Below are 14,015 nucleotides of genomic sequence, written 5' to 3' on the forward strand. Positions count from 1 at the left end.
GCAAGGCTTCTTTGCGTTGCAGGGCTTTTTTCTGTTTTGGGGTGTGTGCACGACCTGGGTCTACGCGACCTGAGGTCTACACACGACACACGACGCGGGTGCGTGAAGCTGAGGGTGGAAGGCACTCACCGTTCGCCCAAGAGGGAACCCGGACAACACCATGCAGTCACAGCGCCAAGCTTCCGCTCAGGGATGACGGAGATGACGGGAGTTGCCTGTTTGCCGGCTCCGGTGGCGGTACTCGATATCGGGCTCAAGTCCCCGGCCATAGATGCCGTACACCACCTACCAATACCCGCCTGTCCACAGGCCAGCACAGAGTCTGCAACCGTTGGTCAACGACAGGCGGCACGCCCTCAGCTCGGGGTTCGGTAGAGCGAACCCCGAGCTGAGGGCGTCAGAGACGGCCGGTGGACTTCAGAGTGAGGTAGGCGTCGGCCAGATCCGGGGCCAGGTGGGCCGGGGTGGAGTCGATGACGGTGATGCCGTTGCGGCGGAGGCGGTCGGCGGTGCGGCGGCGGGCGGCGCGGGTCTGTTCCGCGGCTGCCGCTGCGTAGACGGCCTGGGGAGTGTGGCGTCCGGCCGCCATTTCCTCGATTCGGGGGTCGGCGACGGCGGCGACGATGAGTTCGTTGCGCTGGGTGAGGCTGGGGAGGAGGGGCAAGAGCGCTTCCTCGACGGGGGCTGCGTCCAGGCCGGTGAACAGCACGATGAGGGATCGGCGCGGCGTGCGGCGGTGGACCGTGGCGACCAGGCCGCGGGCGTCGGCCTCGACGAGTTCGGATTCAAGGGGGGCGAGGGCCTCGGTCAAGGCCGGCAGGACGTCGCGGGCCGCGCGGCCGTGTACGGAGGCGCGTACCCGGCGGTCGTAGGCGAGCAGGTCCACGCGGTCGCCGGCGCGGGCGGCGAGGGCGCCGAGGAGGAGGGCGGCGTCCATGGAGGCGTCGAGGCGGGGGATGTCGCCGACGCGACCGGCTGAGGTACGGCCGGTTTCCAGGACGAGCAGGATGCGGCGGTCGCGTTCGGGGCGCCAGGTACGGACGGCGAGAACCTGGCGCCGGGCGGTCGCGCGCCAGTCGATGGAGCGGGTGTCATCGCCGGGTGTGTAGTCGCGGAGGCTGTCGAATTCGGTGCCTTCGCCGCGGGTGAGGATGCTGGTGCGGCCGTCGAGTTCACGGAGCCGGGCGAGCTTTGCGGGGAGGTGTTTGCGGCTGGTGAAGGGAGGCAGGACGCGCAGGGTCCAGGGGACGTGGTGGTTTCCCTGACGAGCTGCCAGGCCGAGGGGGCCGTAGGAGCGGACGGTGACGCGGACGGAGTGATGGTCGCCGCGGCGCGTGGGGTGGAGTGTGGTGGTGAGGCGTCGGCGTTCGGTGGCAGGGATCCGGATGGTGTGGCGGGAGGCGGGGATGTCCGTGCCCGGTCGGAAGGAGCTCGGGGGCCAGGCGTCACGGATCTGGGCGCGCAGGATCCGGCGGCTCGGGTTGGTGAGGGTGAGGTGGATGTGGGCTTCGCCCGTTAGTCGAACGTTTGTGTCACCTGTTCGGGTGAACTGCAGCTTTCGCACTGGCGCGGCGAGTGCCAGATCGCACAAGATTGCTATCAGCAAGGCGAGTTGGACGGTGACGATGCCGAGCCAGCTGGGCAGCGCGAAGCCTACAAAGAGAGCTCCGCATGCGGAGATGAGGGCGGTGCGTCCGGTGAGTGCCACGGTGTCGTCTCAGCGGGGGACGGGGAGATGAGCGAGTACGGCGTTGATCACGGAGTCCGCGGTGACTCCTTCCATCTCCGCTTCGGGGCGGAGTTGGACGCGGTGTCGGAGTGTGGGAAGAGCAAGCGCTTTGACGTCGTCGGGCGTGACATAGTCGCGGCCGGTGAGCCAGGCCCAGGCGCGTGACGTGGACAGCAGGGCGGTGGCGCCTCGGGGGGAGACGCCAAGAGAGAGCGAGGGGGATTCACGGGTGGCACGGCAGATATCGACGATATAGCCGGTGACTTCGGGGGAGACCGAAGTTTTGGCGACGGCGGCTCGGGCCGCGTCGAGGTCGGCGGAGGAGGCCACGGGGCGGAGCCCTGCGGCGGCAAGGTCGCGGGGGCTGAAGCCGGCGGCATGGCGCGAGAGGATGTCGATCTCGTCCTGGCGTGCGGGAAGCGGGACCGTCAGCTTCAAAAGGAATCGGTCGAGTTGAGCCTCGGGCAGCGGATAAGTGCCCTCGTACTCCACCGGATTCTGGGTGGCGGCGACGAGGAACGGCTCGGGGAGGGGACGGGCCGTGCCGTCGACGGTCACCTGGCGCTCCTCCATCGCCTCGAGCAGGGATGCCTGCGTCTTGGGAGGGGTCCGGTTGATCTCATCGGCGAGCAGCAGGTTGGTGAAGACGGGGCCCGGCTGGAACGAGAACTCCGCACTACGGGCGTCATAGACCAGTGAGCCGGTGACATCGCTGGGCATCAGGTCGGGCGTGAACTGGACGCGTTTGGTGTCGAGTTCGAGGGCCGCCGACAGGGCGCGGACGAGGAGGGTCTTGGCGACGCCGGGGGCACCTTCGAGCAGGACGTGACCGCGGCAGAGGAGCGCTACGACCAGGCCGGTGACGGTGGGGTCCTGGCCTACGACGGCCTTGGATATCTCGGTGCGCAGGTCCTCGAGGGAGGCTCGGGCGCTGTCAGCGGTCGGGGTGCTCACGGGGGGCGTGCCTCTCTTGGGAAACGATGGAGGATTCGAGCAGGTCGAGTTGGTCGGCCAGGTGTACCAGGGCCCGGTCGTCCGCCGGGTCGGGGCCGAAGAGCAGGGCATGGAGATCTGCCCCGGCGTCAGGAGCGGAGTTCAAGTGGGCGTGGACGGCCGGGAGAAGGATGTCGGGGGTATGGGCGTCTGCCGGGCGTACGCCGATGAGCGGGGCGAGGCGGGTACGGGTCGCGGAGCGGAGTACGCCTGATGCCCGGTCACGGGCCGCGGCTTGTTCGTAGAGACGGGCATGGCCCTCGGTGGTCTCCGCGGCGGGGACGGTGACCGGGAGTTTCTCCAGCACCAAGGGACCGAGTCGGCGGGCGCGCCAGAGGGCTGCGCAAGCGGCGGCGAGGGCGAGTTGGAGCAGGGCCCAACGCCAGCCGGCGGGGATGAGGTCAAGGAAGCCGCGGTCGTTGTCCGGCACGGATGACGGGTCGCTGACGGAAGGGAGGTACCAGATCAGATGCGCGCGGGAACCGAGGAGTTGAAGGGCCAGCGAGGCGTTGCCGTCTTCGGCGAGGTGCTGGTTGTACAGGAAGTCGGGGGAGCCGAGGAGTACGGTGTCGCGGCCGGAGCGGGGGGCCGGCAGGCGCAGCAGGGTGGGCTGGCCGCCGCTGTGGTAGCAGTGGTCGGCCGTGGCGTCGGGCGTGGCGTAGCGCAGACCGCCGAGGAGGGCACTGCCGGCGCGGCGGGCCTCGGGGAGAGAACAGGTCGGCCGGCGTGTGGTGTTGCGGACGGGGGGGTCCGCCTGGACGCCGGAGGCGAAGGCTTCGAGGGACGCGGGACCGGGGGCGAGCAGGACGGTGCGCCCGGGGGTGTGCGCGGTCGCGGTGTGCAGGCTCGTCAGCTGAGCTTCGGTCAGGATGTCGGGCGCGGCGATCAGCAGCGTGGTGCCGGGGCCGGCCGCGGCGGCGGCTTCCTCGGAGGTCGTGACGACCTGGGTGGAGACGCCGTGCGCGGCGAGGAGCCGGGCGAGTGCGCGACTGCCGGACCGGTCGGCCGAGCGGGGGTCCAGCCGGCCGTGCTGTTCTCCGGACTGCAGGGCGGCGAGGACCACTCCGCTGATGACGAGCAGGAGGAGTGCGATCAGGGGGCCGCGCGACCGGGACCAGAGGTGATGAGTCGTGGTGGAGAGCCTGGGGGCGGCCGTGGTCATCGGTGGCTCCTCGTCGGGGCCGTGGCCAGGTCGGGTTTGGCGTGCCGCAGGTCGGTGTCGAGGCTGGTGAGGAGGGTGTACGCCTGTTCCGTGCCAGGACGCCCGCCGTATGTGACGTCGTCGAAGGTGCGGGCCGCGGTGCGCAGTGCGTCGGCGTGCCGGGGGAGGAGCCGGCCGGCCTCGACGGCTGCCTCGTCGGCGGTGCGGCCCGGGCCGGATGTGAGCAGGGCACGCTCTTCGAGGGCGAGGACGATGGCGCGCATCCGGTCCTGGATCGCCTGGTTCCAGTGGCCCGTGGCGGCGTGCCGGTCCGCGGCCGCGCGGTGTTCCGCGGCGGTGCGGGGCGTGTCGGTGAAGAGCGTGCGGCTGCTGGTCGGGGTGCGGCGTACGGCGCCGAGCCGCAGCCGGAGGGCGACGACGAGCAGCAGGACGAACGCGGCGATGGCGAGGAGGCCGATCCAGCTGCCCGGTGTGACACCGGCGGCGGTGCCGAAGAGTTCCGTGACGCGGTCCCACAGCCAGTCGATGGCTTGCTGGATCGGGTTGGGGTCGTGCTGGTGGTACCGGGGGTCGGACAGCTCGCGCTCGGCCGCCTCGCGGGCGGGGAGGCGAGGTGTCCGTACCGGTATCCCGTCGTCCGAGGCCGCGAGGAGTCGTTCGAGCGCGGCTGTCTTCCCCCCAGTTGTCACCGCATCAGCTTCCTGGTGCGGTGTCGGTGGGGCGCTGCTCCCCGGTGCCGTCGGTGGGTGCCGCGCCGGGGCGGTCCGCCGCGCGGTCGTCCGCTGGGGCGCCTGTGGGGTCCGGTGCAGGTGCCGGGGTGCCGGAGGGGGCCGGGGCGGCGGCCGGTGCCTGGTGGGCCGGGGTGTCGGCGCCGTAGCCGGGCAGCCCCGCGGCACGGGCGAGTTCGAGATCGAGTGCCTCACGGCGGATCCGCTGGTCCACGTAGAGGAGCACGGTGACCCCGGCGCTGATCGGGTAGGTGATGGTGGAGCCGATGACGGCACCGATGCCCAGCACGATGAGGAACGACCAGCTCATGGAGCCGGCGGCGCCGCTCGCCCACCCCATGGCGTTCTCGCCGTCGATGAGGAAGGCGATGACGGTGGACGGGACCTGGACCATGAATCCAACGATCATGAGCACGAGCGCAGCGAGGAGCTGAGCGCCCAGCACTCGCCACCAGGCGCCGCGTACGAGCTTGGCGGAGCGCCGCATGGAGGCGAAGACGCCCTGCTTCTCCAGCATCAGTGCGGGAGAGGCGAGGCTGTAGCGGATCCACAGCCAGATACTCACGACGAAGGCGGCCAGTCCGCCGAGCAGCGTGAGGACCACGCCCACGGTGCTCGCGCCGGTGGCGGCCGTGATGAGGCCGGGAGCCATCCCGACCGCGAATATCGCGGTGATGAGCACGGGAAGCACGAGGAGCAGGCCGAGCAGGCGCGGGAGTTGGCCGCGGGCTTCGCGCCAGGCATCCCCGGTGGTCACCGAGCGGCCGAGCACGGCGCGGCTGACGACCATGGTGAGCAGTCCGGTGGCGATGAGCGTGGCGAGCAGCCCGATCACCGAGGTGAGCGCGCTGCCGACGAGCTGGTTGCCGAGTTCGCGCAGGGTCTCCCGGGCGGCCGGGACGTCGTCGTTGCTGCCCGGGACGCGGTCGGGGCCCCGGAGCCACAGTCCGGTGACGATGGTGGTCGCGGTCTGGGAGACGACCGCGACGACCAGCGAGATGCCGAGGACGGTGCGCCAGTGCGCGCGCAGAGTCGCGACCGCGCCGTCGAGGATCTCGCCGACGCCGAGCGGGCGCAGCGGGATGACGCCGGGCTTGGCCGCCGGCGGTACGGGTGCCCAGCTGCCGCCCCACGGCGGCGGTTGCTGGCCGGCCGGGGGATTCCAGCCGGGGCCGCCGGAGCCGGACGAGGAGGCGCGGCTGCGGCCGTGCGGGCCGGCCTGGCCGGGGATACCGGCGGGGGCCGACCACTGGCCGGCGGGCGGCTGCTCCTTGGACCACTTCGGCGGGGGCGGCTGCTCGGCGGGGCCGGGCCGTTCCTCCGGGGCCGACGGCTGGGTGGATTGCTCCTGTGCGCCGCGGTCCGGCTCGTCGGAAGGGGTGGATCCGGGCGAGGTCCAGCCCGGAGAGTTGTTCATCGTCGCTCCTTCTTGCCGTCCGTCCGCCGGGGCGGCCGGGATCCGGGGTCCGCGGTGCCAGTCATCGTGTCATGTCGGTCGGCGTTGTGTGTCCGTGCCCTGAGGGTGAGGGGATCTTCTGTTCGAGGGGCGTTCGGCGGCACACTGAGCGGATGGGCGATCACTACGAGGTTTCCGAGGCGGGCGCCGGGGCGCTCGCGATCCCGTCGTTGCGCTGGGAGGAGCTGCCGGAGGGGCCCGCGGTGGTTCTTCTCGACCAGACCCGGTTGCCGGCCGAGGAGGCCGAGCTGGTCTGCGCGGACGTACCGGCGCTGGTGCGGGCGATCCGGACGCTGGCGGTGCGTGGGGCGTCGCTGCTGGGCATCGCGGGCGCGTACGGCGTGGCGCTGGCCGCGGCGCGCGGTGGTGATGTGGACGACGCGGCGGAGTCGTTGGCGCAGGCCCGGCCGACCGCGGTCAACCTGGGGTACGGCGTGCGGCGGGCGGCCGCCGCGTACCGCTCGGCGGTGGCGGAGGGGGGCGGTGCCCCGGCGGCTGCCGCTGCGGCGCTGGCCGAGGCGCGGGCGGTCCACGCGGAGGATGCCGAGGCGAGTGCGCGGATGGCGGAGCACGGCCTGGCGCTGCTGGGCGAGCTGTTGCCGGGCGGCGGCCATCGGATTCTCACGCACTGCAATACGGGCGCGCTGGTGTCCGGGGGCGGGGGGACCGCCCTGGCGGTGGTGCTGGCGGCGCATCGGGCCGGTGAGCTGCGCCGGCTGTGGGTGGACGAGACGCGGCCCTTGCTGCAGGGGGCGCGGCTGACCGCTTACGAGGCGGCGCGGGCGGGCATGGCGTACACGGTGTTGTCGGATGGTGCGGCGGGCTCGCTGTTCGCCGGGGGCGAGGTGGACGCGGTGCTGATAGGGGCGGACCGGATCACGGCGGACGGGTCGGTCGCCAACAAGGTGGGCAGCTATCCGCTGGCGGTGCTGGCGCGCCACCATGATGTTCCGTTCGTGGTGGTGGCACCGACCAGCACAGTGGATCTGGAGACCGAGGCGGGTGCGGATATAGAGGTCGAGCAGCGGCCGGGCCGGGAAGTGACGGAACTCTCGTTGCCGTACGCGCGGGGAGCCGGGGCGTCGGCGGACAGCGGTATACCCGTGGCGCCGCTGGGCTCGCAGGCCTACAACCCCGCCTTCGACGTCACCCCGCCGGAGCTGGTGACGGCGATAGTGACGGAGGCCGGGGTGGTGTCTCCGGTGACCCGGCACACGCTTGCCGAGGTGTGTTCCACCTCACGATGGAGTACGTCACGATCAGGTAATGGGATGATGGCCGAATGAAGGGACGCGTCCTGGTCGTCGACGACGACACCGCACTGGCAGAGATGCTCGGCATCGTGTTGCGCGGCGAAGGCTTCGAGCCGTCGTTCGTGTCGGACGGCGACAAGGCACTTGCCGCCTTCCGCGAGACCAAGCCCGATCTTGTCCTGCTCGACCTGATGCTGCCCGGCCGGGACGGTATCGAGGTGTGCCGGCTGATCCGGGCGGAGTCCGGTGTGCCGATCGTCATGCTGACCGCCAAGAGCGACACCGTGGATGTGGTCGTCGGACTCGAATCGGGTGCGGACGACTACATCGTCAAGCCGTTCAAGCCCAAGGAGCTGGTGGCCCGGATCCGGGCGCGGCTGCGGCGTTCGGAGGAGCCGGCGCCCGAGCAGCTGGCGATCGGTGACCTGGTCATCGATGTGGCGGGACACTCGGTGAAGCGGGACGGGCAGTCGATCGCGCTGACCCCGCTGGAGTTCGATCTGCTGGTGGCGCTGGCGCGCAAGCCGTGGCAGGTGTTCACCCGTGAGGTGCTGCTGGAGCAGGTCTGGGGCTACCGGCACGCCGCCGACACCCGGCTGGTCAATGTGCATGTGCAGCGGCTGCGTTCCAAGGTCGAGCGGGATCCGGAGCGTCCGGAGATCGTGGTGACCGTGCGTGGGGTCGGCTACAAGGCCGGGCCCAGCTGAGATGGTCCGGGACGGTTCGGCCCCGGAGGGAAAGCGGGGACGCACCGTCAACCCGACGGGCGATATGTCCTTTTCGGGGAAGTTGTCCGCCTGGTTGCTGCGCGGCGGGCAGCTGCTGCCCGATGGCGCGGTGAGCGGACCGGTCCACCCGCTGCTGCGGCTCTTCAGCCGCTGGGTCCGCCGGCCGCTGCTGCCCGCCCTGCGGCTGTGGCGGCGCAACATCCAGCTGCGGGTGGTGGCGACCACGCTGCTGATGTCCCTCGCCGTGGTGCTGCTGCTCGGCGTGGTGGTCGTCGGACAGGTCCGCGGTGGACTGCTCACGGCGAAGGCGCAGGCCGCGCAGAGCCAGGCGGTGGGCGGCTTCAGCGTCGCCCAGAAGATGGCCGACGGCGCCGACGACACCCGGACCGATGACGCCGCCCGCCCCGGCAACCGCGGCACCCAGGACTCCGCGACCTGGCTGACCGGCCTGGTCGAACAGCTCGCCAGCGGTGGCCAGGGCGTCTTCTCGGTCGTCGCGCTCAGCTCCGACTCCGACGAACCGTTCGGCGACTCCAGCCCCGGCACCCGAGGGCCGCGCGCCTCCGGCGACGTCGATCCCGAACGGAGCGTCCCCGCCGAGCTGCGGCGGAAGCTGGACACCAAGTCCGGTACGTTCCGCCAGTACACCCAGATCAAGCGCATCGGGTCGGACGACGGCGTGCCGGCGCTCATCATCGGCAAGCGCCTCAACGACATCAACAGCAACCAGTACCAGCTGTACTACCTCTTCCCGTTCACCCAGGAGGAGGAGACGCTCCGGCTCGTCACGGGGACGCTCGCCACGGCCGGGGTGTTCGTCGTGATCCTCCTGGGTGCGATCGCCTGGCTGGTCGTACGGCAGGTCGTCACCCCCGTACGGATGGCCGCCGGGATCTCCGAACGGCTGGCCGCCGGCCTCCTCCAGGAGCGGATGAAGGTCACCGGCGAGGACGACATCGCCCGGCTCGGCGAGTCCTTCAACAAGATGGCGCAGAACCTCCAGCTCAAGATCCAGCAGCTGGAGGAGCTGTCCCGGATGCAGCGCCGCTTCGTCTCGGACGTCTCGCACGAGCTCCGTACGCCGCTGACGACGGTACGGATGGCGGCCGATGTCATCCATGACGCGCGCGACGAGTTCGACCCTGCGACGGCGCGCTCCGCGGAGCTGCTGCGCGGACAGCTCGACCGCTTCGAATCGCTGCTCGCGGAGCTGCTGGAGATCAGCCGGTTCGACGCGGGCGCGGCCGCCCTGGAGGCCGAGCCGGTGGACCTGCGCGACGTGGTGCACCGCGTCATCGAGGGCGCCGAGCCGCTCGCCGAGCGCAAGGGCACCCGCATCCTGGTGCGCGGCGCCGAGCAGCCCGTCATCGCCGAGGCCGACCCCCGCCGGGTGGAGCGGGTGCTGCGCAACCTCGTCGTCAACGCCGTCGAGCACGGCGAGGGCCGCGACGTGGTGGTGCGGCTGGCCTCGGCGGGCGACCGCGGCGGCGGCGCGGTCGCCGTCGCGGTGCGCGACTACGGCGTCGGCCTGAAGCCCGGCGAGGCCACCCGGGTCTTCAACCGCTTCTGGCGCGCCGACCCGGCGCGGGCCCGTACGACCGGCGGCACGGGCCTCGGCCTGTCCATCGCCATCGAGGACGCCCGGCTGCACGGTGGCTGGCTGCAGGCCTGGGGCGAACCGGGCGGCGGCTCGCAGTTCCGGCTGACGCTGCCGCGTACAGCCGGCGAGCCGCTGCGGGGGTCCCCGATCCCGCTGGAGCCGGAGGACTCGCGGCGGCGCCGCGAGTCGGCCGCGGCGGGACGCCCGCGTACGGGGGCGGCCCGCAAGCCCACCATGGCCGGCACGATCCCCGCCCAGACGCGCGCCGCTCAGCCGGCCGGGACGGAAACACCGGCCCAGGTTCCGGATCCGCGCGGCGCGGCCCGTCCGTCGGCCGACCCCGCGGCACTGCCCGGAGAGGGCGCCCGCGTGGTGCGGCGGAGCCGGGAGGTACGGAGCGAGGAGACGGCGTGCGACGAGACCCCGCGCGCCGGCGAGCCCGGGCACGAGGGCGTGGCCGGGCAGGACAGCGGACGGAGCGTGCGGGAAGGCGAGCCGCGTGGACACTGAGCGGGGAAGCGAGCGGGCCAGGGACACCACGTCCCGTCACGGCGCCCGCAGGCAAGCCGGGCCGGCCCGGAAGCTGCTGGTCGCCGGCTGCGCGGCTGCGCTGTTGGCGGGATGTGCGTCGATGCCGGACGGCGGGGAGGTCACCCCCGTCGACCAGTCGCCGCGCTCCGAAGGTGACTCGCAGGTGCGGGTCTACGGCGTTCCCCCGCAGGACGGTGCGCAGCCGACCGACATCGTGCGCAGCTTCCTCGACGCGACGACCAGCGACGAGGCGGATTTCCGCACGGCCACCCAGTATCTGGCCTCATCGGCGCGGAAAACCTGGCGGCCGTTCCGGTCCACCACGGTGCTCCAGGAACGCCCGAAACCCGAACCGAAGCAACAGCCCGACCGCGAGAACGCGAACGGCTACACCGTCACGCTCTCCGGCAGCCAGGTGGCGTCGGTGGGCGAACGCTACGCCTACTCCCCCGAGGAGAAGCCGTACCGCCGGTCGATCCACCTCGTCAAGGAGGACGGCCAGTGGCGCATCGACCGGCTGCCCGACGGGCTCGTCCTGGGGCTCTCCGACTTCCAGCGCATCTACCGCTCCGTCAACACGTACTACTTCGCGTCCTACAACACGGAGTCGGAGGAGCCCAAGGCGAGCCGGAACGTGCTCGTCGCGGACCCGGTCTATTTGCGGCAGCGGATCAAGCCGATCACGGCCAGCGTCAACGCGCTGCTGTCCGGGCCCACGGACTGGCTCGGCCGGGTGACCACTTCGGCGTTCCCGCGCGGCACCCGGCTCGCCACGCAGGAGCTGTCGCTGGACGACTCCAACGCCCTGCGGGTCCGGCTCAGCAAGGAGGCGGCGAAGGCCGACCCCGCCCAGTGCAAACGGATGGCGGCTCAGCTCTACTTCACCGTCCAGGACATGACGCGGGCTTCGAAGATCAGCGAGGTGGAACTCCAGGACGCTGACGGGGACTCGCTGTGCACGCTGTCGCAGGAGCAGGCCGAACGTGACTTCGGGCCGGTGCCGCGGACCGGGCGCACCGCCAAGGAGTACTTCATCGACGCGGGCCACCGGGTCGTCTCCATGTCGGACTCGGCGACCGAACCGACGCCGGTGCGCGGTCCGTTCGGCACGGGGAGGAGTCCGCTGCGCTCGGTCGCCATCTCGCGCGGCGAGAGCACCGCGGCCGGGGTGTCCGGCGACGGCCGGGCGCTGTACGTGGCCGCCATGGACGACGGTGCCGAACGCGGTGATCCGCTGCTGACCAGCGAGAGCGCGGGCAAGGGCGCCGACGACGGGCTGACCGCGCCGAGCTGGGACGGTCTGGGCGATCTGTGGATCGCGGACCGTGACGCACACGGCTCCCGGCTGCTGCGGATGCGCGAGGGCAAGGGGGACCCCGAAGAGGTCGCGGTGCCCGGTCTGGGCGGGCGGCGCATCAAGGCGATCAAGGTGGCCGCGGACGGGATCCGGATCGCGGTCCTGGTCGAGGACAAGGGCCGGACCACGCTCCAGCTCGGCCGGGTGGAGCGCGACGGCGCTCCTGGGCACCCCAAGCTCTCGGTGCAGGAACTGCGGCCGATCGCACCGCAGTTGGAGGATGTGGTCGCCGCCTCCTGGGCGGGCGGCAGCCGGCTGGTGGTCGTCGGACGGGAGTCCGGCGGGGTGCAGCAGATGCAGTTCATGGAGACCGACGGCTCGGCTTCCAACGCGCAGACGCTGCCCGGTGTGAACGGCGTCAAGTCGGTCGCCGCGTCGGAGGACGAGACCAGGCCGCTGATCGCCGATGCCGCCGAGGGCATTGTGCGGCTTCCTCCGGACGCGAACTGGAAGACGGTCGTGAAGGACGGGATGGCGCCGGTCTACCCCGGGTGATCCGTTCTGCCCCGGGCGATCGGGTCCCGGTGAGCTGGTCCGGGGCCGCGGTCCGCTTCGGGCGACACGCTGTGACCTGCTGTGACGCTCCGCCTGTCGGCCTGGTCGCGGCCGCCGCCGGAGTTGTCCACAGGCGGTTGTCCACAGGGGTGGTGGCCGGGGTGGCGCGGCGGCACAGTGGAGTCATGCAAGTGCGAGGGCTGTGGCGGGAACTGGCCGGTCTGGTGCTGCCGGTCGCCTGTGCGGGGTGCGGTCGGCCGCGTACGGAGCTGTGCGCGGAGTGCGGCCGGGCGCTCACGAGGGGCGGGCGCGGGGCGCGGCGGGTCCGGCTGCGGCCCGGGCCCGTGGGGCTGCCCCGGGTCTGGGCCGCTGCGCCGTACGCCGACGAGGTCCGGGCGGTGCTGCTGGCCCACAAGGAGCGCGGTGCGCTGCGGCTCGCCGGACCGTTGGGAGGGGCGCTGGCCGGAGCGGTGCGCGGGCTGCGGCCGGGGCGTGGGCCGCTGCTCGTCCCGGTGCCGTCGGCCCGGAGAGCGGTGGCCGGACGGGGCCATGATCCGGTACGCAGGATCGCCCTGGCCGCGGCCGGTGACCTACGGCGGGAGGGAGCGGGGGTGGGGGAGGGGGCGGGGGCCCGAGTGCTCGCCGTGCTGCGCCAGCGACGCCCCGTGGCCGACCAGGCAGGACTGAACGCCCCGCAGCGCCTGGCGAACGTCGCGGGCGCACTGGTGGTGCCGGGTGCGGCCGGGAGGCTGCTGAGGGGCCGGCCAGTGGTGCTGGTGGACGATCTGGTGACGACGGGGGCGACGCTCGCCGAGGCGGCACGGGCCGTCACGGTGGCCGGCGGCAGAGTGTCCGGCGCGGCGGTGGTCGCGGCGCCGGGCCGCGCTTTCGGCCACCATGTGATCTCCGTGGGCCGGCGGGGAAGGGAATCTCCACGCAGCGAGTAGGTGTGCCCGTGCAGTGGCGCACGAGGCATCTGGCCGAGGAGGAAAAATCACCCGAATGGAGCTGACGGATACGAGGGGGTGCCGACATCCGTCCCGGAGAGCTATGTTCGGTTGTGAGGACTTGGCGGATGTTTTGCCTCAGATGTCGCGATGACCGCGTTCAGGGGCGTTTGTCGCGACCCTGAAGCCGGGGGCGTGGAGATCTTGTCGTTGGGGGAGGAGGAGGTGAAAGTCGCCGAGTCCGAGGCTTCGGTACCCACCGGGGCCTGGTGCAAGAAGGAATCGTCCCCGCTCGATGAGCGGAGCGATCCGGGAACGGAGTTCTGCGTGGACATCGTCGTCAAGGGCCGCAAGACCGAGGTGCCCGAGCGGTTCCGCAAGCACGTGGCCGAGAAGCTGAAGCTGGATAAAGTCCAGAAGCTCGACGGCAAGGTGATCAGCCTGGACGTCGAGGTGTCCAAGGAACACAACCCGCGGCAGGCCGACCGTTCCGACCGAGTGGAGATCACACTCCGCTCCCGTGGCCCGGTGGTCCGGGCCGAGGCGGCCGCCGGAGATCCGTACGCGGCGCTGGACCTGGCGACCGCCAAGCTGGAGGCGCGGCTGCGGAAGCAGCACGACAAGCGGTATTCGCGCCGCGGCAACGGCCGCATTCCGGCAAGCGAAGTCGCCGAAACCGTGCCCGAGGCCGCGAGCCTGACCGCCAACGGTGAACTGGCCACCGAAGTCGAGGAGACGGTGCCGACCACGAAGATGGGGTCGATCGACGTCCAGGGCGAAGGGCCCCTGATCGTCCGGGAGAAGACCCACTCGGCAGCGCCGATGTCGCTCGATCAGGCGCTCAACGAGATGGAGCTGGTCGGACACGACTTCTACCTCTTCGTCGACGCCGACACCAAGCTTCCCAGCGTCGTCTACCGGCGGCACGCATATGACTATGGCGTCATCCACCTGAACACCGACGCGTACTCAGGGGAGGAGGAGCCCGGCGGCGCAGGCGGCGCGCTGGGCGGCTGACCCCCACCGGTCCGTGCCC

At 71.8% G+C, this 14,015-nt stretch carries 11 protein-coding genes; 6 read left to right on the forward strand and 5 right to left on the reverse strand.

Annotated features, from left to right (window positions below; genetic code table 11):
- Positions 1-397 precede the first annotated feature (397 nt).
- From AZE13_RS31940 to AZE13_RS31960, 5 genes are read right to left on the reverse strand one after another with little or no spacing between them, the layout of a single operon-like run.
- Positions 398-1,708 carry a DUF58 domain-containing protein gene (locus AZE13_RS31940; protein WP_066939949.1) on the reverse strand — a complete coding sequence of 437 codons (1,311 nt, stop codon included), beginning with the start codon at positions 1,706-1,708 and terminating at the stop codon, positions 398-400.
- Between the two features lie 9 nt (positions 1,709-1,717).
- Positions 1,718-2,683 carry an AAA family ATPase gene (locus AZE13_RS31945; protein WP_066939952.1) on the reverse strand — a complete coding sequence of 322 codons (966 nt, stop codon included), beginning with the start codon at positions 2,681-2,683 and terminating at the stop codon, positions 1,718-1,720.
- Positions 2,664-3,884 carry a DUF4350 domain-containing protein gene (locus tag AZE13_RS31950; protein ID WP_066939955.1) on the reverse strand — a complete coding sequence of 407 codons (1,221 nt, stop codon included), beginning with the start codon at positions 3,882-3,884 and terminating at the stop codon, positions 2,664-2,666. Before AZE13_RS31950 ends, AZE13_RS31945 begins: the two co-directional genes overlap by 20 nt.
- Entirely contained in the window at positions 3,881-4,573 is a 693-nt protein-coding gene (locus tag AZE13_RS31955; RefSeq protein ID WP_066939958.1) for a DUF4129 domain-containing protein, read from the reverse strand. Before AZE13_RS31955 ends, AZE13_RS31950 begins: the two co-directional genes overlap by 4 nt.
- Positions 4,574-4,577: 4 nt before the next feature.
- On the reverse strand, positions 4,578-6,029 hold the full coding sequence (locus AZE13_RS31960; RefSeq protein ID WP_066939961.1) for a hypothetical protein: 1,452 nt from the start codon (positions 6,027-6,029) through the stop codon (positions 4,578-4,580).
- Between the two features lie 152 nt (positions 6,030-6,181).
- On the opposite strand from AZE13_RS31960, the gene mtnA reads away from it, so the two are divergent.
- The 6 genes from mtnA (at position 6,182) to hpf (ending at position 13,996) form a co-directional block, all read left to right on the forward strand.
- Entirely contained in the window at positions 6,182-7,354 is a 1,173-nt protein-coding gene (gene mtnA, locus AZE13_RS31965; RefSeq protein WP_066939964.1) for an S-methyl-5-thioribose-1-phosphate isomerase, read from the forward strand.
- Positions 7,351-8,028, forward strand: coding sequence for a two-component system response regulator MtrA (gene mtrA, locus AZE13_RS31970; RefSeq protein WP_030416996.1), 678 nt, complete (start codon positions 7,351-7,353; stop codon positions 8,026-8,028). Before mtnA ends, mtrA begins: the two co-directional genes overlap by 4 nt.
- A gap of 1 nt (position 8,029) precedes the next feature.
- On the forward strand, positions 8,030-10,159 hold the full coding sequence (gene mtrB / locus AZE13_RS31975) for an MtrAB system histidine kinase MtrB (protein WP_398780280.1): 2,130 nt from the start codon (positions 8,030-8,032) through the stop codon (positions 10,157-10,159).
- Positions 10,149-12,032 carry an LpqB family beta-propeller domain-containing protein gene (locus tag AZE13_RS31980; RefSeq protein ID WP_066939967.1) on the forward strand — a complete coding sequence of 628 codons (1,884 nt, stop codon included), beginning with the start codon at positions 10,149-10,151 and terminating at the stop codon, positions 12,030-12,032. The genes mtrB and AZE13_RS31980 overlap by 11 nt, the downstream gene beginning before the upstream one ends.
- A 191-nt stretch (positions 12,033-12,223) precedes the next feature.
- Positions 12,224-12,979 (forward strand): ComF family protein, encoded by a 756-nt coding sequence (locus AZE13_RS31985; protein ID WP_066939970.1) that lies wholly within the window; start codon positions 12,224-12,226, stop codon positions 12,977-12,979.
- Between the two features lie 327 nt (positions 12,980-13,306).
- Positions 13,307-13,996 (forward strand): ribosome hibernation-promoting factor, HPF/YfiA family, encoded by a 690-nt coding sequence (gene hpf, locus AZE13_RS31990; protein WP_066939993.1) that lies wholly within the window; start codon positions 13,307-13,309, stop codon positions 13,994-13,996.
- Positions 13,997-14,015: the final 19 nt, after the last annotated feature.

Source organism: Streptomyces sp. NBRC 110611 (assembly GCF_001590865.1).
GTDB lineage: Bacteria > Actinomycetota > Actinomycetes > Streptomycetales > Streptomycetaceae > Streptomyces.